Origin of the sequence: Nocardia sp. CC201C (assembly GCF_030010695.1) — a bacterium.
GTDB classification, from domain to species: domain Bacteria; phylum Actinomycetota; class Actinomycetes; order Mycobacteriales; family Mycobacteriaceae; genus Nocardia; species Nocardia otitidiscaviarum.
On the sequence record NZ_JASCXP010000001.1, the window covers coordinates 13,717 to 39,214 of the forward strand.

Annotated in this window: 32 protein-coding genes; 6 read left to right on the forward strand and 26 right to left on the reverse strand. The window is 67.2% G+C overall.

Annotated elements, in window-relative coordinates; genetic code table 11:
- Positions 1-37 precede the first annotated feature (37 nt).
- The 12 genes from QK444_RS00125 to QK444_RS00180 form a co-directional block, all read right to left on the reverse strand.
- On the reverse strand, positions 38-379 hold the full coding sequence (locus QK444_RS00125) for a hypothetical protein (protein ID WP_282775816.1): 342 nt from the start codon (positions 377-379) through the stop codon (positions 38-40).
- Entirely contained in the window at positions 376-1,416 is a 1,041-nt protein-coding gene (locus tag QK444_RS00130) for a recombinase RecT (protein WP_282775818.1), read from the reverse strand. The genes QK444_RS00125 and QK444_RS00130 overlap by 4 nt, the downstream gene beginning before the upstream one ends.
- Before the next feature lie 5 nt (positions 1,417-1,421).
- Positions 1,422-2,441 (reverse strand): lambda-exonuclease family protein, encoded by a 1,020-nt coding sequence (locus QK444_RS00135; RefSeq protein WP_282775820.1) that lies wholly within the window; start codon positions 2,439-2,441, stop codon positions 1,422-1,424.
- Positions 2,438-3,013 (reverse strand): WhiB family transcriptional regulator, encoded by a 576-nt coding sequence (locus QK444_RS00140; protein WP_282775822.1) that lies wholly within the window; start codon positions 3,011-3,013, stop codon positions 2,438-2,440. The genes QK444_RS00135 and QK444_RS00140 overlap by 4 nt, the downstream gene beginning before the upstream one ends.
- A gap of 145 nt (positions 3,014-3,158) precedes the next feature.
- Positions 3,159-3,326, reverse strand: a complete 168-nt coding sequence (locus QK444_RS00145; protein ID WP_282775824.1) for a hypothetical protein — start codon at positions 3,324-3,326, stop codon at positions 3,159-3,161.
- Positions 3,323-3,481 carry a hypothetical protein gene (locus tag QK444_RS00150; RefSeq protein WP_282775826.1) on the reverse strand — a complete coding sequence of 53 codons (159 nt, stop codon included), beginning with the start codon at positions 3,479-3,481 and terminating at the stop codon, positions 3,323-3,325. The genes QK444_RS00145 and QK444_RS00150 overlap by 4 nt, the downstream gene beginning before the upstream one ends.
- Positions 3,481-3,981 carry a hypothetical protein gene (locus QK444_RS00155; RefSeq protein ID WP_282775828.1) on the reverse strand — a complete coding sequence of 167 codons (501 nt, stop codon included), beginning with the start codon at positions 3,979-3,981 and terminating at the stop codon, positions 3,481-3,483. The genes QK444_RS00150 and QK444_RS00155 overlap by 1 nt, the downstream gene beginning before the upstream one ends.
- Positions 3,982-4,045: 64 nt before the next feature.
- Positions 4,046-4,333 (reverse strand): WhiB family transcriptional regulator, encoded by a 288-nt coding sequence (locus tag QK444_RS00160; RefSeq protein WP_282775829.1) that lies wholly within the window; start codon positions 4,331-4,333, stop codon positions 4,046-4,048.
- A gap of 93 nt (positions 4,334-4,426) precedes the next feature.
- Complete coding sequence (locus QK444_RS00165) at positions 4,427-4,588, reverse strand: hypothetical protein (RefSeq protein ID WP_282775831.1); 162 nt, start codon at positions 4,586-4,588, stop codon at positions 4,427-4,429.
- Complete coding sequence (locus QK444_RS00170; protein ID WP_282775833.1) at positions 4,585-4,800, reverse strand: hypothetical protein; 216 nt, start codon at positions 4,798-4,800, stop codon at positions 4,585-4,587. The genes QK444_RS00165 and QK444_RS00170 overlap by 4 nt, the downstream gene beginning before the upstream one ends.
- 119 nt (positions 4,801-4,919) lie before the next feature.
- Positions 4,920-5,210 carry a hypothetical protein gene (locus tag QK444_RS00175; protein ID WP_282775835.1) on the reverse strand — a complete coding sequence of 97 codons (291 nt, stop codon included), beginning with the start codon at positions 5,208-5,210 and terminating at the stop codon, positions 4,920-4,922.
- A 22-nt stretch (positions 5,211-5,232) separates the two neighbouring features.
- Positions 5,233-5,514, reverse strand: a complete 282-nt coding sequence (locus tag QK444_RS00180) for a helix-turn-helix transcriptional regulator (RefSeq protein ID WP_282775836.1) — start codon at positions 5,512-5,514, stop codon at positions 5,233-5,235.
- A 278-nt stretch (positions 5,515-5,792) separates the two neighbouring features.
- Here QK444_RS00180 and QK444_RS00185 point away from each other — a divergent pair, with 278 nt between their 5' ends.
- Positions 5,793-6,446 carry a hypothetical protein gene (locus QK444_RS00185; protein ID WP_282775838.1) on the forward strand — a complete coding sequence of 218 codons (654 nt, stop codon included), beginning with the start codon at positions 5,793-5,795 and terminating at the stop codon, positions 6,444-6,446.
- Here the strand turns inward: QK444_RS00185 and QK444_RS00190 are convergent.
- Positions 6,356-6,862 carry a hypothetical protein gene (locus QK444_RS00190; RefSeq protein ID WP_282775840.1) on the reverse strand — a complete coding sequence of 169 codons (507 nt, stop codon included), beginning with the start codon at positions 6,860-6,862 and terminating at the stop codon, positions 6,356-6,358. The two genes, QK444_RS00185 and QK444_RS00190, sit on opposite strands and share 91 nt — an antisense overlap.
- A gap of 767 nt (positions 6,863-7,629) precedes the next feature.
- On the opposite strand from QK444_RS00190, the gene QK444_RS00195 reads away from it, so the two are divergent.
- Genes QK444_RS00195 through QK444_RS00205 form a run of 3 tightly spaced genes read left to right on the forward strand, consistent with a single transcriptional unit; the run spans position 7,630 to position 10,257 of the window.
- Positions 7,630-8,799 carry a site-specific integrase gene (locus tag QK444_RS00195; protein WP_282775841.1) on the forward strand — a complete coding sequence of 390 codons (1,170 nt, stop codon included), beginning with the start codon at positions 7,630-7,632 and terminating at the stop codon, positions 8,797-8,799.
- Positions 8,796-9,347 carry a tyrosine-type recombinase/integrase gene (locus QK444_RS00200; protein WP_282775843.1) on the forward strand — a complete coding sequence of 184 codons (552 nt, stop codon included), beginning with the start codon at positions 8,796-8,798 and terminating at the stop codon, positions 9,345-9,347. The genes QK444_RS00195 and QK444_RS00200 overlap by 4 nt, the downstream gene beginning before the upstream one ends.
- A 31-nt stretch (positions 9,348-9,378) precedes the next feature.
- A complete protein-coding gene (locus tag QK444_RS00205; RefSeq protein WP_282775844.1) occupies positions 9,379-10,257 on the forward strand; it encodes a hypothetical protein in 879 nt (292 codons plus the stop codon).
- Here QK444_RS00205 and QK444_RS00210 read toward each other — a convergent pair whose 3' ends face one another.
- Positions 10,258-11,196 (reverse strand): zinc ribbon domain-containing protein, encoded by a 939-nt coding sequence (locus tag QK444_RS00210; RefSeq protein WP_282775846.1) that lies wholly within the window; start codon positions 11,194-11,196, stop codon positions 10,258-10,260.
- A 132-nt stretch (positions 11,197-11,328) separates the two neighbouring features.
- Here QK444_RS00210 and QK444_RS00215 point away from each other — a divergent pair, with 132 nt between their 5' ends.
- Together QK444_RS00215 and QK444_RS00220 are read left to right on the forward strand one after the other, a co-directional pair.
- Positions 11,329-11,982, forward strand: a complete 654-nt coding sequence (locus QK444_RS00215) for a hypothetical protein (RefSeq protein ID WP_282775848.1) — start codon at positions 11,329-11,331, stop codon at positions 11,980-11,982.
- Positions 11,979-12,701 carry a hypothetical protein gene (locus QK444_RS00220; protein ID WP_282775850.1) on the forward strand — a complete coding sequence of 241 codons (723 nt, stop codon included), beginning with the start codon at positions 11,979-11,981 and terminating at the stop codon, positions 12,699-12,701. Before QK444_RS00215 ends, QK444_RS00220 begins: the two co-directional genes overlap by 4 nt.
- Here the strand turns inward: QK444_RS00220 and QK444_RS00225 are convergent.
- From QK444_RS00225 to QK444_RS00280, 12 genes are all read right to left on the reverse strand, one after another.
- Positions 12,698-12,991, reverse strand: coding sequence for a hypothetical protein (locus tag QK444_RS00225; RefSeq protein WP_282775852.1), 294 nt, complete (start codon positions 12,989-12,991; stop codon positions 12,698-12,700). The two genes, QK444_RS00220 and QK444_RS00225, sit on opposite strands and share 4 nt — an antisense overlap.
- Entirely contained in the window at positions 12,991-13,269 is a 279-nt protein-coding gene (locus tag QK444_RS00230; protein WP_282775854.1) for a hypothetical protein, read from the reverse strand. The genes QK444_RS00225 and QK444_RS00230 overlap by 1 nt, the downstream gene beginning before the upstream one ends.
- Positions 13,266-14,558: a peptidoglycan DD-metalloendopeptidase family protein gene (locus QK444_RS00235; RefSeq protein ID WP_282775856.1), complete on the reverse strand. Its 1,293-nt coding sequence runs from the start codon at positions 14,556-14,558 to the stop codon at positions 13,266-13,268. The genes QK444_RS00230 and QK444_RS00235 overlap by 4 nt, the downstream gene beginning before the upstream one ends.
- Positions 14,559-14,634: 76 nt before the next feature.
- Positions 14,635-15,750: a hypothetical protein gene (locus tag QK444_RS00240; protein WP_282775858.1), complete on the reverse strand. Its 1,116-nt coding sequence runs from the start codon at positions 15,748-15,750 to the stop codon at positions 14,635-14,637.
- A gap of 125 nt (positions 15,751-15,875) precedes the next feature.
- On the reverse strand, positions 15,876-16,208 hold the full coding sequence (locus QK444_RS00245) for a hypothetical protein (RefSeq protein ID WP_282775860.1): 333 nt from the start codon (positions 16,206-16,208) through the stop codon (positions 15,876-15,878).
- The gene (locus QK444_RS00250; protein ID WP_282775862.1) at positions 16,205-17,164 is read right to left on the reverse strand and encodes a hypothetical protein; all 960 of its coding nucleotides are present in this window, start codon (positions 17,162-17,164) and stop codon (positions 16,205-16,207) included. The genes QK444_RS00245 and QK444_RS00250 overlap by 4 nt, the downstream gene beginning before the upstream one ends.
- The gene (locus QK444_RS00255) at positions 17,161-17,649 is read right to left on the reverse strand and encodes a hypothetical protein (protein ID WP_282775864.1); all 489 of its coding nucleotides are present in this window, start codon (positions 17,647-17,649) and stop codon (positions 17,161-17,163) included. Before QK444_RS00255 ends, QK444_RS00250 begins: the two co-directional genes overlap by 4 nt.
- 48 nt (positions 17,650-17,697) lie before the next feature.
- Positions 17,698-19,320 carry a hypothetical protein gene (locus QK444_RS00260; RefSeq protein WP_282775865.1) on the reverse strand — a complete coding sequence of 541 codons (1,623 nt, stop codon included), beginning with the start codon at positions 19,318-19,320 and terminating at the stop codon, positions 17,698-17,700.
- Positions 19,321-20,292, reverse strand: coding sequence for a hypothetical protein (locus tag QK444_RS00265; protein WP_282775867.1), 972 nt, complete (start codon positions 20,290-20,292; stop codon positions 19,321-19,323).
- Positions 20,293-20,296: 4 nt separating this feature from the next.
- Positions 20,297-24,307, reverse strand: a complete 4,011-nt coding sequence (locus tag QK444_RS00270; RefSeq protein WP_282775869.1) for a hypothetical protein — start codon at positions 24,305-24,307, stop codon at positions 20,297-20,299.
- Between the two features lie 76 nt (positions 24,308-24,383).
- Positions 24,384-24,983: a hypothetical protein gene (locus QK444_RS00275; protein ID WP_282775871.1), complete on the reverse strand. Its 600-nt coding sequence runs from the start codon at positions 24,981-24,983 to the stop codon at positions 24,384-24,386.
- Positions 24,984-25,493 (reverse strand): hypothetical protein, encoded by a 510-nt coding sequence (locus tag QK444_RS00280; protein WP_282775873.1) that lies wholly within the window; start codon positions 25,491-25,493, stop codon positions 24,984-24,986. It lies immediately after the preceding gene.
- Positions 25,494-25,498 lie beyond the last annotated feature (5 nt).

The window sequence follows — 25,498 nt, forward strand, 5'->3', positions numbered from 1 at the left end:
GGCGTGGGCCGTCCTCGCGGTGGGACGGTGGTGGGATTCAGGACTGTGCGCTATGGCCCTGCTCGTCATCGAGCCAGGGCCCGTACCAGGCGGCGCGCTCGGTCGCGCAGTTGCCGGGATCGCAGTGCTCGCTGCAGTGGTGCGCGCTGGCGTCGTCGCTGGTCCGGATGCGTTCGATGACCATCTGGGTCGGGGTGCGCCATGAACCGTCGATCATGAAGGAGACGGCCGCGTCCCCCGCCATGTGCGCGGCACCGGCGACGGCGGCGCGCAGATCATCGAGCAGCAGGTCACTCAGTTCGGCGGCCGGGAATTCGACACGGGTGCGGTGGGTGGTCGTCGTATAGACGGTGGTATCGATCTTGACGGTTTCGGTCACTGCTGGGGACCTTTCGAAGCGGTGGTGAGGATCTGGGTCAGGGCGGCGGCCTGCGCGCTGGTGAGGTGTTCGAGCGTGGCGAGGTCGGGGTCGCCGATGTTGCTGCGTGCCCACTCGAGTCGGGTGCTCTCGTCGGTGAGGGCGTCGGCGCGCATGGCCGCGATCAGCGCTGTGATCTCCTCGCGGCGGGCCGGACCGTCGCCGGGTGGGGCATCGGTGGTGACGGTGGTCGGCGACAGGTCGATCAGGTCCTCGTCGCCGCGCTCGGCCAGGCGCTCGCGGTAGAGCTCGGTGCCGCCGCGCTCGTCGGCGGCCAGGACAGCGGCCAGGCTCGTCGACTTCGGCAGCAGCTTGGTCAGCTGCCGAATGCAGGTCTTGCGCTCCATCCACCGCTGCGGATCGGGGATATCGCCGCTGGGCCCTTCCCTGCCGTTGCGCAACTCCCTGACCGCTTCCGGCGACAGCACCACGAACGGGGCTGCGCCGCTGGTCAGATGGGCGATGGCGTAGTAGTCGGTGATCTCGCCGCGCTCGCCGCGCGCGGGCGTGTGGTGCAGGTAGGCGTTGGTGCCGTACCGGTACTCGAACGCGTCGCGCTCGTAGACCACGTGCGCGTCGAGGTGGGCGGCGAGGGGATGCTGATAGAACATCTTCGCGTAGCCCTGATATCCGACGATCAGCTGGCATTCCATCCAGGCTTGCCGAGTGTCGTTGTCCCAGTGGCGATAGGGGACGAGGTAGCACTCGTCGTTCACGCCCGGCTCCATGCCCAGCGCCGACGCGGTCAGCAGCGCACCGGCGAACGACTGCGGTGTGCACTGCGCCAGCTTGGGAGACTTGCGCACCGCGGTGAGCGCGACGCGGGCCATGCGGTCGGCGTCCATGTGCCGAGGCAGTGCCCGCGCGATCTCGCCCTGCATCTGGGTGATGACATGCGCCAGCTTCGGCGGCTTCGCCTTGCCCTCGCCGCTGTCCGGCGCCGCGCTGCCGCGCTGCGCGATCTTCTGCTGTGCGCGCTGGGTGAGGTTCTTGCCCAACAGGATCAGCCTTCCTGGTCGATGGTCAGCGGGAATGCCTTGAACACCTGCGCTTGATAGCGCCGCCACACCTCGGGCCGGGAGGCGCGCAGCGCCTTGGAGTCGATCACGTCGACCTTGGTGCGGTACTCGGCGGCGAGGGCAGGCTCGGCGTCCTCGAACTTCTTCGATGCCCATGTGCCGCCACTGATTCGGGCGACGACCTTCCCCGCCACGGTGGCGCGGGTGGCTCCGCCCATCAGCAGCCGCATCCCGTTCTCGGCCTGACGCTTCATGGACTGGCCGGCGGTTTCGATCTCGCGACCGCGCGCCCACGCGGCGGCCAGCTCCACCGCCTGCACCGCTGTCTCGGGGTCGTCGAGCGCGATCGGGCGATCCTCGATCGGATACCGGCGCAGCAGCGCCGCGCGGGTGGCCTCCGAGGGGTCCGCGGGTGGGGGCGTATCGGTGAGCACGTGCTCATGCCAGAGCTGGTGTTCTTCGGCGATGATCAGCGCGATCAGTTCCTCGTCGCGCTCGACGCGTGCCAGCCGCAGCCGGTTGCCGCCGACCAGGCCAGCCACCCACGCGTGCGGTGCGCCGGTGACCGCCATGTTGTGCATGGTCTGCAGCTCGGCGTGATCGGGCACCTGTCCGTCCCAGTCTGCGGCCATCCACGAGCTGGTGTTCTTGCACTCGATGATCCCGCCGTCGGAGGCCAGCCCGTCGAGATTGGCCTGCTGCCAGGGCCGTTCGAGCGAGCGCAGGGTGCCCGGCAGGGTGAAGTCGAGGCCGAGCCGACGCATCGCCTCGGCCCGGATGACCGGCTCGAGGAGATTGCCCCACAGCGCGGCCTCGGACTCCTCGTCCTCAGGGGCGCGGCCGGTCTTGTCCTCCCACACGGTGTACGGGCTCGCGTACTTCGGCGACATGCCCATCACGCCTGAGCAGTCCGAGCCGCCGATCCCCTGGCGGCGCACGCGCAGCCACTCCTCGCGGCTGGTCTCGCGCGGCAGAACCTCGGTGCAGAAATCGGTGTAGGTCATGCGTGGACCTCGATTCGAGTGCCGAGCACCTTCTCGGCGGTACGCCGCTTCACATGGGTGCGGCTGGTCATGATGGACTTCACCATTTCCGTGGTGATCCCGAGCCGCTGGGCCGTCGCGCGGAGGCTGCCCCGTTCGGCGTACACCTCGCGCACCCGCGTGCGGGTGGCGGTGACATCGACGAGGTCGTTGCGGCAGGGCGGGCATTTCCTCGCGACGGACTGCGCGGTGACCTCGAACTCGTCGCCACACGAACACACCACACGCACGCACGCGTCCTGGTCGACGCGCCGGGACCGGCCGGGCACAGGCAGGCCGAGCCAGCGATGCAGCTCTTTCCACTCCGCCCGTGAGCCGGTGTGGAATCCGGCGCGTATCCCCGTGCTGTCGCCGACCCGGACGGCGTCGCGCCCGCAGGCTTCACGCACCGGGCAGTCGTTCACGCAGACACGCTTCGCGGCGGCGGCGGCCGACGAGGTCGCGGTCTGGCTGTGCCACCTGTCGATGTCGGATCGGCCTGCGCAGGCGGCGAGTTCGTGCCAGTCGATCAGGATCTCGCGATCGGGTGTCATGGTCACCACCGATCCCGTGGGCTCGGGCCGTCCGGGTCGTCGAGCGAGCCACGGCGTGGGTCGGGTCGGTAATCACAGGCGGCTTCGGTCGAACGCTGCTCGGCGCGTTCCCAATTCGGCTCCCAAGCCGCGCGGCGGTCGCGGCTCACGAGATCCCGCCCATCAGCCACAGGCCGAGCAGGACACCGAACAGCGCGCCGAACACCGCGCCGCAGGCCAGCAGCACCAGCTCGTCGACGAGGTCGCTGCGGTCGTCGTAGCGCGGCAGCGGCTCGGTCGGCTGCTCGCTGCGGTGATCGAGATGGTGCGTCACAGCAGGAACCCCCGAACGGATTGCATGGTGCCGATGGCGGATTGGATGGTTTGCGCGGTGCGCTCGGGGTCAGTGGCGGCCGTGGTGATCGCCGCGCGCATCAGTCCCTCGGCAGCGGTGAGGATCTTCGCGATCTCGATAGCGTTGGACTGCATCACGCATTCGCCTCGCTGTCCTGCTCGGCGGCCAGGACCGGCGCGCACCGCCACTCGACGGATTCGACCTCGCGAGTCCGGGTGATGGTCGGCGCGGCGGCGATGTAGTCAGGGTCGGGGATCTCCTCGGTCACGGTCTCGACGCCGGTGACCACCCGCTCGCACACCTGCTCGCGCAGTTCGACGAGTTCGATCCGCAACGCCTGCAGCGGCACGCCGACTTCGAGGTAGCCCAGGCCGCCGTCGCGGTAGTTCTTGGTGATCGGCCCGGCCGCGATGGTCTTGAATCGGCGGATGGTCTCGGCCATGACCGCGCGGCCCTGGTCGTCGTAGTCGTAGCTGGCGGCATGGGCGGGCCATGCCTGCGTGCTGGCGAACAGCCTCCCGACGATCGCGGCGAGGAATCCGTCGCCGTCGCTGGCGACGAGGTCGGCCAGGGCGCGCAGGTCGGCAGCAACGGCGGCGGCGTCGGGGCTGCCGGTGATCGGTCGAATGATCATGGTTACACTCCTACTGTTTCTGTGAATGATCCGGCGGGGGAGGTCGGTCCCCCGCCGGTGAGGGTCAGTAACTGATTACGCGGCTTGCGATCCGGTGCAGTTCGGTCACTGCATCGGGTCGCGGGTTCGGTCCGGGCCCGAGGTCCACGCCCCCGACCAGCCCGTGTGTGGCCTTGCGGCGCAAAGCATCCGACGCGCAAGCCGATTGCACCGGGCAGTGGTCAGCGCATCGCGCGAGGGTCCACGCGGCGAGGGCATCGCGTTCGTCTCCGATCGGCAGGCTCGGAAAGAACTGCGTCATCGGCGTATCGCGGCACCCGGCGTAGCGCAGGAACAGGCGAGTGTCGCTCACAGGCCCGGCCCCCACGACCAGGTGTCGAGGATGACCAGCAGCGGCGCGTCGAATCGCCACGGGTGGATTACCTGCGCGAGGAACTTGATCATGTCATTTCTCCTTTCTCAGTAGCCCCGCCAGAGTGGCGGCGGCTGCATCGGTCAGCGGCGGATAGATGATTCCGGCCGCTCGGTCCAGCGCGCGGCGCGCTTCGACGCGTTCGCGCAGCGGCATTCGGTCTCGGCGCTGCTCCAACTCGGCGGCGCTGATCATGAGCTCGCCTCGTCGGCGGACCCCCGACCGGCACGCTGTACGTCGCGCCGGTCGGGGGTGACCTCTCCCCGCACGGGAGTCCTGGAGAGCCGATTGAGCCGCGCCATTCCCGCGCTCACGTGGGCGGCGGCGGCCTCGGCCTGGCGTCGCATCTCGGCGGCGATCTCCTCGCGGACGATCTCGCGGATGCGACCCTCGGTCAGCTCGGTCAACTGCGGTTCCTTCCGTAGTGGTGCCACCCCCGGAGAGCGGGCGCTGAGGGAGTCCGCCCGGTGGCCCTCCCCGAGGGCGGCGATCCCCGGCGCGGCGTCGGCGTGCCGCGCCGGGAAGTTCAGGCGGTCTGGCGGTGCAGGTTGCGGCGCGCGCGAGGAGTGAGCCCGACAGGCCCCTCGAATGTCGGCACGGGAGCGGTCGCCGCAGCGGCCCCCGTGCGTGCGGGCCGCTTCATGTACTCCACGAGCGCAGCGATATCGGATTCGGTCATGCGCCACTTGCGGCCAGCGCGCCGGGCGGGAATCAGCCCGGCGTTGATCCGACGCTTCACCCAGTCCTGCGACGGGGCACCGGTCACCTCGATCACGTGCGTTAGGTCGTAGGTCTTGGTCTCGCTCAGGTTGGTCACTGTGGCTGTCCCTTCTGTGCCGCTAGACGGTGACGGCGTCCGGCGACTTCGTGCCATGCGTCCTTCGATCGCAGACATTTCGTCCGCTATCTGCGGATTGTTCGACCACGAAAAGGATCTCGACGGGCACCTCGAGCGCCTCCGCGATCCGCGCCCCCAGCTGCGCCGTGCACGTCTTCTTGGTGCCATCGCACAGCTGATGAATGAAGCTCTTCGAACACCCTGCGTATCGGGCCAGGCGCGCCATCGAGAAGTTTCGCTGCTTCATCAGCGCCCGCAGCGTCTCCTGCGAAGCAACCCGCATCCAGCACCCCTTCGGCCATCGACGATATGACGGATATGACGGCATTGATCTTCCCCCTGGTGGACGAATCAAGTCAAGTAATTGCGGATGAATCGTCCGATGATGGTGGACGATTGTCAAGCGGACGACTGCGGACATTTCCGCAGCCTGCGGAGATGGGGCACAATCTTCGACATAGATTGGTGGACGACTTACCGACACGACGCACCCATCACCGGGTGGACGGGTCGGTTGACGGCTGCGTTGCCCTGCCACACCCGCACCAGGACGGTTGACCCGTGAGCAATCTGTGGAACCTCGTACAGGCACACCTCGACAACACCGGAGTACGTGAGGCCGAGTTCGCCCGGCGCATGGGCAGCAGCCCGCAAACGCTGAACTCGTGGAAGAACCGCGGCTTACGCGCCCTCCCCGAGCGCCGACTGCTCGACGCGGTCGCCGACCTCACCGGCACCCCATACCGAACGGTCCTCGACGCCGCTCTCACCGACATCGGCTACACCGCGCCCGACAGCGACAGCCAAGCCACCACACCCATCGACAGCACCGGACTCGTCGAGCTGTCCTTCCGCGCCGACGACGCCGAGGTTGCCGCCCGCGCCGCCGACGGCTTCGACCCCAGCGACGACGTCACCGAAGTGATCAACGCCCTCGACAGCCTCGTCGACGCCACCTACGAACTCGCCCGCACAGCGCAGCGCGTCGCCATCGAGGGCATCGGCGGCCGCGATGCCCTCGCCCACCGGAAAGACGAAGAACTCGAAGCGATCCGCCGCCGACGGCGCGCCAGGACCAAACCCGGCACCGAGGCATCGGGGCCGCTCGTCACCAGCGAAGGCAGCTACACCGCGCCGCAGTCCCCCGACGACGACAGCATGCTGCGCGTCGCCCGCGCCAAGAAGGTGCGCGAGCGCTCCGAACCGCGCGGCTGACACACGATCTGCACACTGCGGATCGGAGAACAGACCGGCCGATCGGTCAGCGAAGGCTGTTCGACTTCGATCGGCTGATACACCGCGACACTCCATCCGAGCCCGTCGACCGGCCGCCACCCTGACGACGGGTCCGGACCGGACAACACAGCGACCTGCGCCTGCGCGATCAGCTCGCCGAGCTGATGCAGCGTCGTCCCAGCCCGCGGGTACACCTCGACTCGGCCGTCGACGATCACCAAATGCCCGAGCTTCAGCCGCCCTCGGGCGAGCTCGATCTCGACCTCGCCACATGCTGAATTGATCTCGATGCCCAGCTCTTTCAGCGATTCGAAGTACTCCGCCAACGACGCCGACAAACTGGCTAGCTCATAAGGATGACCGGGCGGACTACCCCCGGAAACCTCACTGGTCATGATTCCGCGCCTGTATAGAGCGGTGTGCCGTTACAAGACCCCACACGTCTTCCCCTGGGTGCAACAAACCGACGAACGACTGGAGGCGGGGGCCCGGCTCCGCTCCGTACCACCCACGGGACAAACTACTCGAATCGATTTTGAATGGAATCGGATTCGCTAAATTTAGGGGCACGAATCTACCCCCCAGCAACCGACACGGGCATACACTCGCGGGTTGACCTTTTGCTCTAGAAATCCTCCAAATGACCTGAGCGACTGTACATCTTGCCAAGGTGCGCTCCCGATCACTTGGCACATACCGCTAGGTCTCGAAGCGGCGGTGACCCAGTCAGCGCCCTTTCAGCGACCGCCGAGACATCGTGTGCGCGAACAGCTTCCGCGCCCGTGCCATGCGCCCCACCGTGGCGCACGCCCCCTGATCATCGGCACCCGATCACGAACGGCCGCCGCGTCGCCACCGGCGGGAAAGCCGATCGAAATCCTCGGCCCCGACCCCGTTGCCACGGCAACACCGGTCCCGTAACCTGCAGGTTGCGAGAAGCACCGAGCTTCACGGAGATTCACGTTCGCGCAGTTTGCGACTGTTTCCGCTGGTCAGAGGCGGGGTTCAAATCCCCTATCCTCCGCCAGGGAAAGCCCTGGTAGGGAGTGGTTTCGACCCTCTCTACCAGGGCTCTCGGCAACAGCGGCGGCAACAGCAGCCTGTCGCACGTGTCTCTGCGGGAAGTCGGCACCCCTGTACCGACCAGCAGAGGACCGGCCACATGGCATCGATCCGCACACGCACCAGCCGCGGCGGCAACACCACCTATCAGCTGCAGTACCGGCTCAACGGCAAGCAGCCCAGCGTCGAATTCACCGACTACGCCGACGCCGTCAAATGGCAGAAGATCTTCAACGAGCGCGGCCCCGAAGTCGCCCTCGAGATGATGCGCATCGCCGACAGCAACGACGACGTCCCCAGCTTGAAACAGGCGTGCGACGACTACAACGACAGCCGCACCAATATCAGCGACGGGACACGGCAGCGATACGAGCGCTATCTGCGCAACGACCTCGGCCCATTCTTCAACGCGGATCTGCCCGTCGACCGCATCACGGACGAGACCGTGACCCGCTGGATCAATCACCTCGCCCGCGAGAAAAAGAACTCCGCGAAAACCATTGCGAACAAACACGGTTACCTGTGCGGACTCATGAAATGGCTCTGCAAGAAAGGCCACATCGAGAAGAATCCGTGCCTGGAAACCAGGCTGCCCGACATCGACCAGGCCGAGATGACCTTCCTCGAATCCGACGAGGTCGCCGCCCTACTCGCCGCCCTGCCCCAGCAGTGGCGGCTGCTGGTGAAATTCCTTGTCGTTTCCGGAGTTCGGTGGGGCGAGGTGACCGCGCTGCAGGTCGGCGACGTCAACCGCAAGGACGGCACCGTGCGCATCCGGCGCGCGTGGAAGTACACCGGCGGCGCTCGGGTCCTCGGCACGCCCAAGACCAAGAAGTCACGGCGCACGATCAACCTCGCCCCCGATCTGATCGACGAGCTGCCGCTGCGCGGGCGCCCGTACAAGGCGTGGCTGTTCACCAACTCCCACGGCGACCCGGTCCAGATCAGCACCTTCTACAAGTCGGTGTGGGTGCCCACACTCGACAAGCTCGCCGCCGACCCCGATGATCCGCTGCACGGCAAGACACCCCGCATCCACGATCTGCGCCACACCTGCGCCTCGTGGATGATCGCGGCCTGTGTGCCGCTGCCGGTGATCCAATCCCACCTCGGGCATGAGTCGATCACGACGACGGTCGACCGGTACGGCCACCTCGACCGGCAGGCCGGGGCGGCAGCGGCGGCGGCGATGGCCGCGATGCTCGCCCCACCCACCGAACCGGCTCCGGCCGGTCAGGTGGTCGCACTGCGCAGGGGGACCGCCGCATGATCCCGCGCCTCGAACGCGTCCTCACCCCGGCGGACTATCAGGCCATCACCGCCGGTATCCCGCAGCAGTGGCGTCCGCTGACGGAGTTCCTTGCCGTGACCGGCGTCCGGCTCGGCGAAGCCGCAGCGCTCACCGCACCCGATATCGACCCCGGCGCTGGCACCTGCCGGATCGAGCGCACATGGGTCTGCGCTGCCCAGTATTGGGAAGTGGTTCGCGCCAGGCAGGTTCGGACGGTGACGCTGCCCGAGATGATCATCGAATCGCTGGACCTGACCCGCGAGGACGAGGAACTTTTCCGCGTCGGCCTCACCTTCGGGCCGGGGCTGATGGCCCAGTATCGGCGGGTCTGGGGGCAAGCCGTACTCGACGCGGGCGGCGAGCTCGGCCGCTGGCGCCCGCGAGTGCACGAGTTGCGCCGCATGTGCGGATCACGTCTGCTCGGCGCTGGCATCCCGCCTGAGGTGGTCGCGGCTCAGCTGGGATGGTCGATGACCGCCACCGTGCGACTGCGGGCCGTGTCCGGGGCCCACAAGTCCACGAGCTGATTCGGCACGGGCGTCGCCGCGCGGTGCTAGCGTGGCGGCGCCCGACTCGTCTAGGGGGAATTCGTTGCCTCGCCGTACATTCGCCGCTGCCGCAGGTCTCGCTCTGCTCTCCGCGACTGTCGTCGCCTGCTCGAACTCTGGCACCGACAGCGCGCCGGACCAGGCGCAGGCCACACCCACGACGATCGCGACCACGCCGACCGCGCTCGTGCCTGGTCAATCGATCGCGTTCGCCCGGACCGACACCGGCGCACGGATCGGCGAGATCCGGTTCGTCACGATCGAAGCGCTGCCGACCGACTGCATCGCGGGCAACCGGACCGGTGTCACCCTCGCGATCCGAGTGGAGATCGAGAACGGTGTCGGCGAGCAGCTGCCGGTCCCCGATGTCTATCAGCTGCAGTACGTCGACGAGATCGGCGCGAGCCGCGCAGTCGAGACGGCGAGCATCTACGGGTGCGAGGCGGACTATCCGGAGGCGGTCACCGCCGCGCCCGGCGGGAAGACCGAGGGATGGTTCACCGTGCGGGCCGAGTCCGCACCGACCGAGCTGGTCTATTCGCCGCTGGTCGGCGATCAGTCCTCGACGATCGACAACATCAAGATCCTGACCGTCACCCCGGCGGCGGTCCGCGTGGACGTGCCGGACCACCTCGCCAACAGCTCCGCACCGACGGCCGCCGTTCCCGTGCCGGGGCCGACGAGCGCGCCCGCCCCGGCGGCGACCACCGTGCCGACCACGGCCGCGCTCGCGCCGCCGACCGCGCTGGATTCGCAAGGGCGTCCGCTGGGGGCGGGCGGCGCGCTGGTCGAGTGCGCTGACGAGAACTACCAGCCCGGAACGGGCGTCTTCGCCGACGGGTCGATGGGCTATGCGCCCGAGTGTCTGCCAGGCGGATCGATGCGGTAGCTAGTCGAAGCTGCGCCAGTGGGGTTCGAGCCGGTCGGCTCCGATCACCTGCCGCCCTTCCGAGGAGCGCACGACCACCCGATCGAGCAGCACGGCGACGATCTCGTGCCGCTGGGTCGCCGAGGTGTCCTCCCACCACGCGAGCACGTCCTCGACCGTCGGGCCGGGCACGTCGGCGAGAGTGGTCATCGCCGCGATGCTGTGCTCGGCCGCAGCGATATTCGCGCGGGCGCGTTCGGTCCCGGCGAGCATGGTCTCGCGCTCGATCTTGCGGTCGGCGAAGTCCTCGCCGAGTACGGCCAGCCGCGCGCGCAGATCGGCGATGACGCGCTGCTGATCCTCGATCGTTCCGGCCGCCGCCATCGCCCGCCCGAGCTTGCGCCGGTAGCCCGGATCGGTGAGCCGGGCCAGGACGCGTTCGGTGATATCGGCCTCCAGCAGGGCCGCGGTAATGCTGACCTTGCCGCAGCCGCCCCCGGCGGTGCTGCAGCCGTAGACCGGTGCCCGCCCGCCGGAGGTGTTGTAGCTCAGGTGATGGGCGCATAGACCGCATTCGGCGAGGCCGTCGGAGAGCAGGTAGACGTTGGTGCGGGTGGGGGCGAACTTCTGTCGTTCGGGGGCGAGCAGGATCGCGCGCAGCTGGTTCCAGGTACCTTCGTCGAGAATGGGCTCGATGTCGGTGTCGACCAGATCACCCGCGTCATTGAAGCGGCGGCCGATCATACGGGGCGCTACGAGTGCCCGGCGGACAACCGTCGGCGAGGGCCGCCCGCCGGTCACGGTCGAGACGCCGCGGGATTCGATGTCGGCAACGAGCCTGCGCAGGGTCGGGGACGTATCGGAATCGTCGAGCAGGTAGCGCGCCCAGTACCGAATCTCTTCGGCCTCGGCGAGGTCGACGGTCTTGTTGTCGGCCTTCCACCCAAACGCGCGCGACACTGTCACCCTTTCGCCGAGACACTGTTACCCCTGGAGCCTTGACTGTACGGCAGCCCTTTCCCTTCCGGCCGCATCGCTCTACGTTCAGCGAGGACACCGAACCCCAACCGCTCAACAGCGCAGGAGATTGGAATGACAACAGCCGAGGATCGGATGTGGAGCATCTGCGATGCGATCCTGCTTGGGCTATACCGACAATCGTTCGCGGGGGAACGGGCTCCCGGAATTGTGGGCCTGATGGCGTCTGCGGGCTGGGCAGGAGCCCCGGTTACGACAGAGGAGTGGGCGACGGCCACCGAGTACCTGAGCGGTGCTGGTTACATCACTGGCCCCCGGATGTACGGCCAAGGCGTAGCTCTCGCCGAGATCACGACACAAGGGATGGACCAAGCGGCATCGGGACGGACAGTGCGGCCGGGAGCTGACCAGCCAGCGAATGTCACGGGTGTGAGCAACACGTACAACATCACGAATAATGCACCATCGCAGATGGCTTTCAGCAGCAGTGATTTCACCCAGAACATGACCGTGCAGGCGAAGGTCGACCGGCTTCGCGCGTTGTCTGACGACCTCGATAGATTCGCTGACCAGCAGATGGCTGACAGCACTGAAGTGCATCGCCTTACACGTGAACTGCGCACTGCAGCAAACGATCCGGAGCAGAACAGCGCCACGATCACGGCGCTGTTCGCGAGCCTTCTCGGCGCGATCACGACGGCTGCAGGCACTACTGCTGGTCAGCAGATGATGCAGCAGGTTCTTGCGTTCATGCCCGTATTCAGTTGACCCGCACGCCCGCCACGAACGACGATCAACCTCAAATGAAAGGGCCGCTGATGGACGCTTCCCGTGAATGGGATGTGCGTGATGCCACCTTGCGGTGGCTGGGCACGGAGTTCGAAGCTGGGAACCGAGACCTAGGGGATATCTCGAGATACGCCAGGACGATCCAGGAAGCTGCTGGTTGGTCGTCTGACGCGATCGAGCCGCATGAGCTCGTGCTAGCGACTATGCACCTGAAGAGCGAAGGTCTGATCGTAGGTGACGGGTCATGGGGCCATGGAGTGCTCAACCCGGTGCTGACTGAGCGAGGGTATGAGCTCGCACGGTCAGGTCGTTCGCTTCGGCTTCTGCCCCCTAACGCAGGGGCGCTTGCTGAGCGCGAGCAGCAGAATGTCCATATCACCAATCACGGTCCGGCTCAGGTCGCGGTGCACAGCAGCGGTTTTACACAGAACATGACCGTCGGCCTTACCGAGCAGAAGCTCGTTGACCTGGTCGCACTGTTGCGTCAGTACTCAGAGCAGGAACCTGCCAACGCAGATGAGGTCAACTGGATCGCTGATGAAATCGAGAACGCCAGCGGCGATCCAGAGGCCAATCAAGGTGTTCTGCGGATGTTGCTGACGCGAGCGAAGAACGTCGTGATGACACATCTGATCCCTGAGCTTTCCGATCAGATCTTCACGGCCGCGTCGGATCGGCTGCTGGAGATCACGGCCTAGATCTTCTCGTCAAACTCCTTCGGGATGACGGTTCGCATAGTGGGTGGTTCGATTCCTGGCAGGTGCAGGCTGATGAAGTGCAGCAACGCATCTCGGTCAGCGAGCAGGGATCGGATCACCCGTCCGGCGGTGCGGATCAGCTTGTGATCTTCACCCGCCTGCATCTCCAGGGCGTCGACCCTGGCGCGCAGTTTCTTCACCTCGCGGGCTTGCCACGCAGTGACGGCGCCGATGACCGAGCCGATCGCGATGCCGAATGCCTGCACGAGCTCGGCGGTCAGCCACTCCATCAGTCCGCCTTCCGGTGGCGGCCGATGTACTCATCGATCTCGCGGGCTTGCCGGGCGGTGGGCGAGTTGGGGACCGACACTACGCCGATCACTCCGCCGAGTACCTGCACCAGGATCGCCGCGGTGATCGCGGCCCGTTCGGGGACCAGCTCGAACGGCAGCACGGTCAGCAGCCATACTGCGTTGATCGCGGCGGCCACGGTCGCGGTGATGCCCTTGGCGTAGCGGCGGTAGATCGGCGTGGACTGGATGTAGTCGGCGACGGGTGAGGTGTTCATTTCTGGCCTGCCTGCGTGTCGCTGGTTCCCGGTACCCCGATGTGCGCGCCGATGGCGGCGGTGAGGTCGTTGAGCGACCGGCCGCCGTTCTGGGTCCAGGTGTCGAACTCGGTGGCTGCCTGGTCGCGGATCTTCTCCCCCGCGCCGGGGCCGAGCAGCTGGTCGAGGATCGCCATCAGCATGCGCTCGTTCTGCCAGGCGCGCTGGTCGATCCATTTCAGCGCGGTCGGTGCGTCGACCTCGACGCCTGCGAAGTTGGTGAACCGGATCGCGGACATGTCATCTCCTTCGGCGAAAGCGCGTGCGCGCCTGATCAATTCGTTCCACGGGAATTCGCGGCCGGGGTCGGTGTGGCCGCCGCCCCACGCGCCGAAGTCGACGTGTCCGCAGATGCCGGGCCGTGGCGGCGGATAGTGGCCGGCGCCTCCGACGTATTCGATCGGCAGCCCGCGCACGATGCAGCGCCAGGCGACGAGGGCCGCGGTGCGGGTGAGCATGAGGTCTTCGTCGACGCCGTCGCTGGCGTCGCGGTCGAGCCACTTGTCGCGTGACCATGCGGCGAAGGTGCCTGCCATGAGGATGTGATCGGCGCGCGAGTTGGCGTTCACCGCGGCCCACGGGTTGCGGTCCCACGGCACGACGAGGACCGTTTCGCGGTCGTCGACGACGGCGTTGTAGGACACCGCGCGGCCGGGGTCGCCGCCGGGCGCGGGATTCTTCAGGTACGGAATGATGTCGCGGGCCAGGCCGCGGCCTTCCTGGGTGTGGATCGCCACCCACGAGACATTCCTGCCGCCGCCGTGGTGGTTGCTGGACAGGTCGGTGCGGGTAATGGGGCTGTCCATGGGGGTCCTTGCTGCGGGGGCGGTGCGTGGGTCGACGGCGTCGGCGAACCAGGGAGCGGGGTCGATCGCGCGGCCTCCGAGGCGGCCGGGCGGGGTCCAGATCTCGACGTGTGCGTGCGGGCCCGAGGATTGGCCGTGTGAATTGACGTGGCCGAGTAGCTGGCCCGCGTGCACGTGGTCGCCGCGGCGCACAGCGGGATCACCGTGGCCGATGATGAGGTCGACGCCTGCCGATTCCTGCGCGTCGAGCCACACCCATTTGCCGAAACCCTGCACGTTCGCGCGCTCGGCCCCTTCGACGATCACGCCATTGACGGGTGCGTAGAACGGGGTGCCGAGGGGAGCGGCGTAGTCGGTGCCGTAGTGGAATCCGCCCTCACGTGGACCGTAGCCCGAGCTGATGCGGTAGGTACCGGGCGCCAGCGGCAGATACTTGGGCGGCATGGGCAGGCGCTCCTGAGGGCGAGGATTTCGCTCGGCCCACAGCCAGCAGCACTAATCGGAGGATATCGCGCGTCGACTATGTCGCCTGCATCAGCGACACGGAATCCCAGCTGGCGCTATTGGCGAAGCTGGCACGAGCCACGCGCAACCCGTAGCGCTGGTTCGTCGTCGGCAGCGCGCCATTGATGTCGGCGCACAGCACGACCACGCCGTTGAGTTCCACCCATGCGCCGTTGCCGATGATCGACAGGGCCACGGTGTCGCCCTCGGTCACGGTCACCTCGTCGGTGTAGGTGAAGTCGGACATTGTCGGGTTCGTCGGCCCGCCTGTCATGTGCGCGAGATAGATGGCGTTGCGGAAGATGTTGGCTACCAGCGCTTCTGTGCACGTGTTGTTGCCGCGCACGAACAGCGAGGCAGCGGTGTCGTTGTTGGTGTCGATGTTGCCGCCGATGACCGCCTCGACTCGCTGTGCGCCCGTGGCAGTCGGCGCGGTGCGGGTGAGCATTCGGCTGCCGTCGGTTGTGCCGGTCGTCGACCATGATTGCGCGACGATGCCAGCGTTGGTCCCGAACTGCACCCAATCGGGACCGACGCCACCGTTGGGGCGGTTGAAGTCGTCGCCGAAGTCGAGCGCCCACTGCGTGCCCGTGAGGAACATCGGCTCTTGATCGAACAGGTGGAAGTTCTTCATCTCCGACCAGGCGCTCGTCTGGTTGATGAAGTTCAGTGCGCGGTGCTTGGGTCCGCCCTTGTACTGGTCCGGGAGCCAGTACTGCAGCAGCAGGTTGTCGTTGACATAGAACCGCACCAGTCGATCTCGGTCGATCAGCAGCCGCACTTGATACCAGTTGCGGTGCATCAGGCCGCCGTAGGTGCCGGTCTTCACCAGCGTGTCGATGGTGCCGAGATCGTGGTAGACCATGATGTCGATGGTGTTCACCGCCGAGGTGACCGCCCGATGGATCGCCACCATCGGCAGACCCGCGATATCGGTGAACGTCACCTGCGCCCATGACGGACTGATCACCATCCCGAAGAACTGCTGCTGGATGATGTTGCCGTCGATGTTCAGATCGCACTCGAAGCCCCAGTGCGGGGTGAAGGCCATCTGCTCGTAGCTGACCCCGCCCAGTTGCATCACCGTTTCGGAGTAGTCGGTGATCTCGAGGACGTTGCCCAGCAGTTTCACCGTGCGGTTGTTGTTGGTTCTGCGCCAGGGTTTCTGGATCGGGTTCTCGTCGGGGCGAGCGTGCGCGGCGTCGAGGTCGCGCCAGCCCGCCCGCGCCTGCGGCCAGTGGCGACGTAGCAGCCAGCTCACGACGGCGTCGAGGATTCGTCGACTGCTCCGGAGATCGTGCCGCCCAGCTTCGCCAGGCGGTTGCGCAGCGACAGCAGCAGGCCACGGTTGCCGCGCAGCCCGAGCGTGTCCTCGGCCGCGAGGTAGGCGCGCAGTTCGTCGGGCATCGCGTTGAATCGGCCGATCGCCGCGTCGAGGATCGCGAGCGCCGAGTCGGCGGGGGTCATGTCGAACAGGCCCTCGAGCGTGTCGACCGAGAACGCCGCTGCCCAGAGCCGTTCGCGGTAGGGCTGAATGAACACCGATGCCGCGGAGGTTTCGCCGTCGGCGATGTGCTCGAAGGATTTCACGGGGTCTCCTCGGGAATCCAGACACCGGAAACGGTGACCTGCATGACGGTTGGGGGGACTGTTCCGGTGATGTCGGTGACGTAGGGAAAGAACCGTTCCTCATCGAGTACCGGCACGCTGAGCCCGGAGAAGCTGCGGCGGGTGACGTTCGGGTCGATCGCGCCCGTATGTGCCACGACGTAGGCAGTGCCCGCCGCGTTCCATTTGCGGATCTCGAACTGCAAACCGCCGTACTGCTCGAGAAAGGCGACCTTCACATCGGTGAGGATCGCGGTCTGGTCGTCGCGCACGACCAGCATGGGGCCGAGCAGCAGCTCGTTGCCTCCCTCGGCGACTTCGGCCGAGGCGACGACGAATTCGATCAGCCAGGTCGAGGAGTTGGCGTAGGCGACGTCGGCGACCTCGGCGGCGTTGGCCGCCGCGTTGGCCGCCGCGTTCGCCGTCGACACCGCGGTGCCCGCGTTGGTGAGCGCGGTGTCGGCGGTGGACTGGGCAGCCGCGGCTGCGGCCGTGGCCGAGTCCGCGGTCGATTTGGCGGTGTTCGCGGTGGTGTTGGTGCCGTTGATGCCGTCGGCGATGCCGTCGATGATCTCGGCGAGGGTGTCGCCGACCAGGGGGACCATGTCGAGCAGGTCGGCCAGGGCGTGCAGAGCGGCGGCGATGAAGTTGTTGACGAAGTTGCCGAGGTTGTTGACCCAGGTGCCGAGGTCGTTGAGGTCGCCGTCCTCGACGCCGGTGAAGATCTCGATGATGTCGGCGATCAGCCCGCCGATGATCGGGATCTGTTCGACCTGCTGGTAGATCACCGTGAAGAAGGTCTGTCGCACGGTCTCGGCGAGATCCCAGGTGGCGGCGTTGTCGTCGATCGCCAACTGCTCGCGGTCGACGTTCTGCAGTTCGTAGACCGTGTTCGGGGTCCACGCCTGTTCGGGTACCGGCAGGTCGGGCGCGGTCACGATGCACCGCCGGTGTCGGACTGCTCGACCATCTTCGCCTCGATCTCCGCGCGCCGGATCGCGGCCTTCATCGCGGCCAGCTGGGCGGGGGTGTAGTCGGAGATGTCGGCGATGGTGACCGGCTGCCCGGTGACCGGCTCGGTTTCCTCTTCCTCGGGCGTGCCGATCGGTACCCAGATCACCGCGTCTTTGCCGATGTCGCGGCGCGCGGCCTTGTCCACGCGGGGGGTGTACAGCGGCGCGGTAGGTGCGGGCAGGCGCAGGTTGTCGAATAGATGGATGGCGAGCAGGTGCTCGATCTCCGGTGGCATCTGCATCCCCGGCAGGCCGGTCCCCATCGGGACCGAGCGCAGCCAATCGGCCAGCGGATGCCGGTGCTCGCGCGCGAGGACGATGCCGGTGGCCTTGTCGCGGCGGATGCCGTCGAGTTTGTCGCTGCGCTCCGACCAGCTCAGCCGCGGCGGCCGTCGTCCCTGTTTGCCCATCTTCCTAGCCTCCTCGGTAACACTCGAACTGTATCCAGTATTACGAGGTCAGCTCGACACCCCGACCATCTGCACGAGGCTCTTGAGCATCGCGACGTGGCGGGCCAGCATCGCGCCCGCGTCGTCCTCGGCGCGGTCGTCGCCGATGCTGATCTGCCAGTGCGCGGCCCGGTCGCGGCTGATTACGTATTTCAGGGCGTAGACGTGGTCGACGTACCAGCGGCCATTGCGCCCGACCTCGGCGGCGACACGGTCGCCGACGTCGAAATGCCGTCCGACCCAATAGGGCATGCCGTTGACCACGTCGACCTTGTAGCTGCGGTATGCCTTCGTGCGGTCGAACCCGGTCCGGATCGCCTGCAGCGCAGACAGACTGAATCCTGTGCCGCCGGTCGACTCCCAGTACTCGCCGTAGGCCGGGCCGCGAATACCCATCTGCGCGAACCGGATCGGGTTGCCAACACGGTGGAAGGCGAGCACGACGTCCTCGAGCTGGCTGTCGAAGATGCCGAGCGTCAGGCCGGGGTTGCCGAAGATCGCACCGATGTAGCCGAGGATCGCGTTGGCGAGCAGCTTCAATCCCGTATTGACCCAGTCCGGACTATGCCCACCGGTGACGATCGCTGCGGCGAGTGCCTTGTGCACGGTGGCCTGCCACTGCCCGATGCCCGAGACGCCGGTGCGGCGCGCGTTGCGCCAGGCCACCCAGGGCCGTTGCGGTGCGGTGCCGAGCCATCCGGCGATCAGGTACTCGGGTGCGTCCGGGATGCCGATCTCGGTGGCGACTTCGTTGATCAGGTCGTCGGCGACCGCGACCGCGTAGTGGATCAGCCCGTCGATCATGGTGCCGGTCAGGCCGCGGTACCCGGACTTGTCGACCACGTCGAGCAGCAGCGTCGCCTTGGTGAGGTGCATGTGCTCGGGCGCGGGTTGCGGGTCGCCGGGCAGCCAGCGGCGCACGACCAGCTGCAGCCCCGCATCCGAGAGCGTCGGGGCGAGCACATCGTGCGCGTTGCCGAACCGGGTGGAGATGACCGACCACATCGAGGTGTCGGTCAGCAGCGCGCCCGGCATGACGACGATCGGCCAGTTGTTCGGGTCCAGATTCGACAGCCAGTCGCCGGGATTGAAGATATCCTCGGGCAATGCCCACAATGGCGCAAAGCGTCGTAGTAGGTTCAGGAAAATTAAAGTCTTGGCTCCGAAAACGCTCGGACCCGCGAATGCATACAGCTTTGGGTACTGGAATTCCGGCGGCAGCAGAGGATTCGCGTAGCACACGATCTTTTTGACGTGCTCGTATTCGTGCAGGAATTTGAGCTCGATGTGTCCGATCTCGCCGGACTTCTGCCCTTCGCTGATCGCCGCGCACTTGCCGGACCAGCGTTTGCCGGACAGCTCGGCAGTGATGTGGAGGTCTTCCCACAGGCCGAGGTCTTCGATCAGCAGGCGATAGAGTTTCGTGCTCGCCTGCAGCACGAGCGTCGCCTCACCGGTCTCGTTCAGCCGTTCCTCGAAACTGGCCGACACGATGCCGAACAGCGGAACGGGGTTCTCCCAGTTCTTATCCCACAGGGTGATGCGGGGCGGCGTGCGCATTTCCTCGATGCGTTGGATCGAGTGCTGCAGCAGCGTCGAACGGACCTCGTCGGCCGACATCAGCGGAGGCATTTACACCGCCTCCCCGCCCATGAACCGCGTGAACCGTTGCGGATACCAGGCTTTGATCTCGGTCGCGGAGGTGCCGCCCTGGATGCGGATGGGCACCTGTACCGGCGAGCCGGTGCCCGCGGGGATGGGTGATTCGAAGGCTTGGGCGTTCATGTCCGCCCACGCTTGGGAGTTGTCGCGCACGAGCAGTGTCTCGTCGAGGGGGTAGGTGCGCACCAGGAACTCGCGGCCGGGCCCGAGGCTGCCGACCGCGGGGATCTGGATGGTGTTGCCGGACAGGCCGTCCGGCAGCCACACCACCGTGTCGGCTTCGAGTTCGTTGCTGGCGAACTGCGGCCAGCAGTCCACATCGGCAGGGTTGAGCATGGGGATCGTGCCCTCGTAGACACCGGTCCCGGCGGCGGGATCGCCGGTGAGGGGGTCGATCTCGGTCATCTGCTCACGGGTGATCGAGTGTGTGATCTCCGGGCCGTACCAGTAGGGATCGGTGGAGAGGGTGTAGACCTCCCACGCGAGGGCTTTCGTGCGGCCGGGGTCGCGTTGGGTCAGCGGCTTCGGCTTCTTCTCCCAGCGCAGCCGCAGCTCGCGCGGTGCGCTGATCTCGGAGTAGGCGCGTAGGTAGCAGTCCCAGCGCGGGCCCAGTACGCGCCACAGCAGATCATCGATCTCTTCCCACAGCCGCGTGGTGCGGCCGATGGTGCCGATCCGCAGTGTGCACAGGCGTTCCTCGACGCGCGGGATCTCATCGAGGGTGCTGCCTTCCTGGTAGGCCCACGACTCGCGCACCTGTGTGATACCGGCGTGCCACAGGTCTTCGAAGCTGCCCTCGAGTAGATGGATTCCCTGCTCGCCACCGTGGGGGCCGAGCAGATCCAGCACGATCAGGTCCTCGCCGAAGGTCGGCGACCCCGGTGTCGTGTCGCGCAGGATCAGCTGCATGATCCGGCCCGGATTGGTCAGACAGATTGTCACCTGGTCACCCCGCTCGGTAGGTCTCAGAGACCGGGTTCATCCGGTCCGACAACATGCGGCCGGTTTCGTCGGCGATCTTCTGCGGGTCGTAGCCGTAGAAGTTCATGACCTCGGCGACCTTCACCGACCGCAGGGCCTCCACGCCGCGGTCGATCCCCATGTCGGTCAACGGTGTGAGGCCGAAGGGATCAGCGAACTCGCCGACGATCTCTTTCAGCGCCTCGATGCCCCAGTTCTGGAACTTCTCGCCGAAGTTCTGCTGCTCGGCCCACCGGTTGGCCGCGTCGATACCGGTGGCCGGTGCGCCAGTGGCGGGGTCGATGTTCAGGTCGGGGATCGCGGGCTCGCCGGTCGCGCCGATCACCGGCGCGCCGCCGCCACCGTGGCGGGTGGCCGTCTGCGAGAGCGACGCCGCGCCCGAGGCGAGCGTGCTGCCGCTCTGGCCGGCCGGGGTGCCGCCGCTGCTGGTGGTCTTCGGGTCGCCGCCGAGGAAGAACTCCGGCGGGAAGTGCGCGTGATCGGTGTACATCGGGTCGTTCGCACCGGCGGCCTGCCCGCCGTACTGGCCGTCGCCGCGCTGCCCGCCCATCTCGACATTGGTCCCGTTGGGCAGGGTCGCGCTCGTGTGTCCGCCGTAGGGGCCGCCGTTGAACCAGCCGAACGACAGCGACCCCTTGGGTCCGAGGCCGGGCTGTGCGCCCATGGCGGCGAGCGCGGATTCCATATTGCCGGTGGCGAATCGGGTGCCGAACGGGTCTTTGCCGACGACGTAGTTCGCCAGCGCCGACATCGCGCCGGAGCAGTCGCCCCACGCCACCCCGCCCCACTTGTACGGTTGCCCTTCGATGTCCTTGGCGAAGGTGACCAGCTGCTCGGGCGTGACGAGTCCGCCCTGCGCGAATCCGGGGGCGCCGGTGAACAGCATCCGCAGGAACTCCGGCGAGGGCACCCACCCGGCATTGAGCGCTTCCAGCAGCGGCGCACCGTTCTCGTATGCCTGTGCGGTGCTGATGAATTCGCCATTGGCAACCCGCAGTGGCCGGATGCCGTCGAGGAGCGCGGGGATCGAGTCGGACCGTCCGGTGCCGGGCCCGCGGATCAGCCGCCCGCCCTCGGCGAAGCCTTCGGAGTTGGCCCAGTTCACCATCGCCCGGCCCACCCCCGAGAGCCCGATCGTGGTGCCGCGGCCGGGGATGCCGGGCAGGTCGGGGATCTTGATCTCGGGCAGGCCGGTCAGGAATTCGCCGATCGCGCGGACAGCGGTCTTGATGCCGCCGAGGATGGTGTCGAACGCGCCGGTGAGGATGTCGCGCACGGTGGTGATGATCGTGGCGACGTTGTTCATCTGGTCGCCGATCGTGGTCGCCATCTTCTCGAAGTACGGAATCACGTACGGCTCAATGACATTGCGCACGAGCCAGGTGAACGCGTCGATCATCATCTGGATCTGCGGCAGGATCGCGATGATGATGTTCATCAGCGGCGGCAGCAGCGACATCGCGATCTCGAGCAGCTGCGGCAGCAGCGGCGCGATGGCGGCGACCAGGCCGCCGAAACTCTCGGCCATCGCGGGCAGATGGGGCGCGAGCTGCTGGATCGCCGAGGCGATGGCCTGACCGAATTGCTGCGCGACCTGCGCGAGGATGGGCTGCAGCTGCTCGAACACCGGCATCAGCAGCTCGCCGACCTGCTTGATCACCGGGCCCAGCGCCTCGAATATCGTGGTCAAGGCCGGTGCGAGCGCGGACAGGATGCCCGAGACGATCTCGGCGATGACCGGGATGATCGGCGCGAACGCGGTGATCATCGACGCGAACGCCTCACCCAGGGGGCCGATCGCGGGTGCCAGGGCGTCGATGGCCTGCACGAGTGCGGTGCCGACGACCTGCGCGATCTGTGACATGGGTTCGACCAGCGGAATCAGGGCACGGCCGAGGGAATCGAGCAGTGACCCGATGACCGGCAGCACGGGCTCGAGTCCGCGGGCGAGCGCATCGATCAGCGTCGTCAGGGTCGGCATCAGCTCGGTCAAGGTGGTGACGAAGGTCGCGCCGAGTTGCCCGAGCGACGGGGCGAGTTCGGCGATCGCCGCGCCGAGGGTGGCGAACAGCGGGCCGAGGGTGGGGCCGACGATGTTGCCCATCTCGATCAGGCCGCCGATCAGCGCGTTGAGGCCGCTGCCGAGACCGTCGAGGATCGTGCCGAAGGTGCTGATGAGCTGGGTCAGGGCACCGGATTCGAATGCGGTGGTGAACGCGGCGCCGATCTGCCCGAACAGCCCACCCACCGAGGCGCCGATCTGACCGGCGACCGGCTCGAACGCCTTACCGAGAGACAGGAATCCGGTCGTGGCCTCTTTCAGGCCCGGTCCCATGCCTGCGATGAAGTTCGCGGCACCGGCAAAGATCGACTCGATCCCGGCGAGGTTTTCCTGCGCCTTCCAGAACTTGGCGAAATCGTGTGTGAGCGCGTTCATTTGGGTCGCGACGAGGGTCATGCCGCGCCCGAGCACGGGCAGCGCCGCCTCGGCGAGGGAGGTGATGCCCTCGGCCGCCCCGGCGAACAGCGCATCTTGGGTCGGGGTGGCGACCAGGGATTCCCACGCGGGTTTGATCTCGCGCACCGCCAGCACCCACGCGCGCGCGTTCGGCGACAACTTCGCCAGCGCTTGCGCTGCTTTGTCCTGCGCGCCCGACGATTGGGTCATCGCCTCGTTGAGCGCGGTCTGCGCGTCGGCGAGCGCGCTGGTGGTCTCGTCGACGCGTTCCTGCGCCGCGGTGAGCCGGTCTTGTGCCGCGGTGACCAGGTCGCTGCCCTCGACCCCCTTGGCGAGGGATTCCTGCTGCTTCTCGGCGAGATCGTGATTGCGGTAGCGGGTTTCGATGAGCGCCTGCTCGGCCTTGGCGACACGCAGCTGGGCGCGTTCGTAGTCGTCGCCGGGTTTCAGGTTCGCCAGTTCCTTGCGGGCGTCGGCGAGGTCGAGCTGCGCTTCCTTCTCGCTGAGCACCCCGCCGCGGACCTCGAGGTTGAGATCGCGCATCTGCTTGGTCGCGTCCTTGCGGGCGCGGGTGAGGTCCTGCTCGGCCTGCTTGGAGTCCTTCTTGGCGTCGCGGTTCGCCTTCTCGGCGGCGGTCACCTGATCGGTGGCCGACTTGATCGCCTTGGCTTGGGCTTGGGCGTCGGAGGCTGCGGACTCCTCGGCCGACGACAGCGCCGAAAACGCGTCTTTGACCCCGCCCAGACCGACAGTGAGCGTGGAGATGCCCGCGATCGCCGCGGGTCCGAGCGCGGCCAGACCGACCGCGAGCGCGCCGACCGCGCCGAGCGCGGCCCCGGCCGCCCCGCCGAGGGCTGCGATCGCCGCCGTGACTGCCGTGATGCCGGTCGCCAGTTTGGCGATGCCGGGAATGCTCAGGCCGCGACCGAGACCGCCCAAGCCACCGAGCCCGCCGCGCATGTTCGCGCGGACATCCACGGTGCGGTCGCGGGTGAGCTGATCCAGGGCCGCGGAGAACGCGGCGGCGTTGGTGAGGTCCGGGCGGATCGGCACTCGAAAGTCCGCATCGCGCAAAAACTTCCGCAGATCGCGAGCGAATCGGGCAGCTTCGGCGGCGGTCACCCGGAGTGTGACGTTGACCCGCGCCTCGGGCAGGTTCGCCAGCTGTGCGTTCAGCGCGGTCATGTCCAGGCGCGGTGTGACGTTGACCCGGAATGCCTTGCGCTTGAGTCGATCGCGCAGATCGAGGGTCCATTTGTTCAGCTCGGCCGCGGTGGTGCGTAGCTCGACGTCCTTGACGACGGTGATCTGCGCCAGCTTCTCGCGCGCGGTGCGCCGGAAATCGCCGACAGCGGGATTGAGCTTGACCGCTGCGGTCAGCGACCACTTGTCGAGCTTTTCCTGCAGCGTCTTGCGTGCCTTCTCGGCTGCGGCTGCGACGCGACGATCGAGCTCGTCGTCGAGGTCGTTCCAATCCAGCTGGGCGGAGACGTGAGCCTCTGCGAATGGCAGTGTCACCGCGGCCTCCGGGGAGCAACAGAGTTGTCGCCCGGCCCGCAGCCAGCAGCAGATGGATCGCTATCAGCGTATCGGTCTAGGTGATCTGCAGCTCGGAGTCGACACCCGCCGGTGCCGCGATGATCGGCGGCGCGCCACCGTTGAGCATCGCGGCGGCGGCGAACCAGTCAGCGGCGGCAGCCTCGTCACCGGCGGTGCTGTCGAGGACCCGCGCGGGCTTCTGCTCGAGGTCTGCCAGCCAGCGGCGCAGCGTCTCGGGTTTGTGGGAGTGGCGGCGGTGCAAGACGCCGTAGGCGGTGTTCGTGGCACGGTCGGGGGCGAGGGCGAGCAGGTCGACCCCGCGCTGTCCGAGCTCGGCGTCGACCTCACGCCACATGCCCAGGGTCTCGGCCCAGATGCGTTCGACGACCCAGCGCGGGTGCCCGAAGATCTGCTCGGCCAGGGCGTCGGCGATCGCGTCGAGCACGCGCACGGTGATGCGGTCGCCGAGGAGGATCTGCCCGATCAGCCAGTTCGCATCGTGGGTATCGCGCATCGTGCCGACGATCAACCGCCAGCTGTATTCCGACAGGACGAGCGCGACCAGGTGGCGGGTGGGCGGTAGCGGGTCGGCGAGGTGCACGATCCGCTCGTCGAGCGTCCACGCGTGCGCCGCCCCTTTCCACGCGGCAGACACCTACCGGTGCATATCGCGGGCGAGCCGACGCCGGTCGCGGCGACTGAGCTGCGGGGAGAAGTGCTCGATGATCGCGTTGAGCATCTGCGTGTACACCTCGGTGCCGAAGCGGTCCCTGCGGTCGAGCAGGCGGCCTTCGACGTAGAGGTAGGACGGTTCGTCGAGGACGTGGGAGGCGAATTGCTGCATGGCGTGGATGCGTTCGGCCATGGTGGCCGACTTCGACAGCATCGCCATCATCACCCCCCACTGCTCGGGTGAGGGCTTGATCGCGACCAGCACATGCCCGTCGACGCTGAACTCGAGGATGTCTTCCTCGGCGATCTCCTCGCTGGCCTGCTCATCGCCGTCGCCGGTGGTGAACTGCAGCGCGGCCGGGATCGGTCGCGCGTCGTCGTCGACGACCGGCGGGATCACCTGATCAGGGGTGTTGATCACGGTGAGCGCGGTGTCGACATCTTCGGCGGGCAGCGGCGCGGCGGTCTTCGGCTGGCGGGTGCGAGGCGGCATTTGCG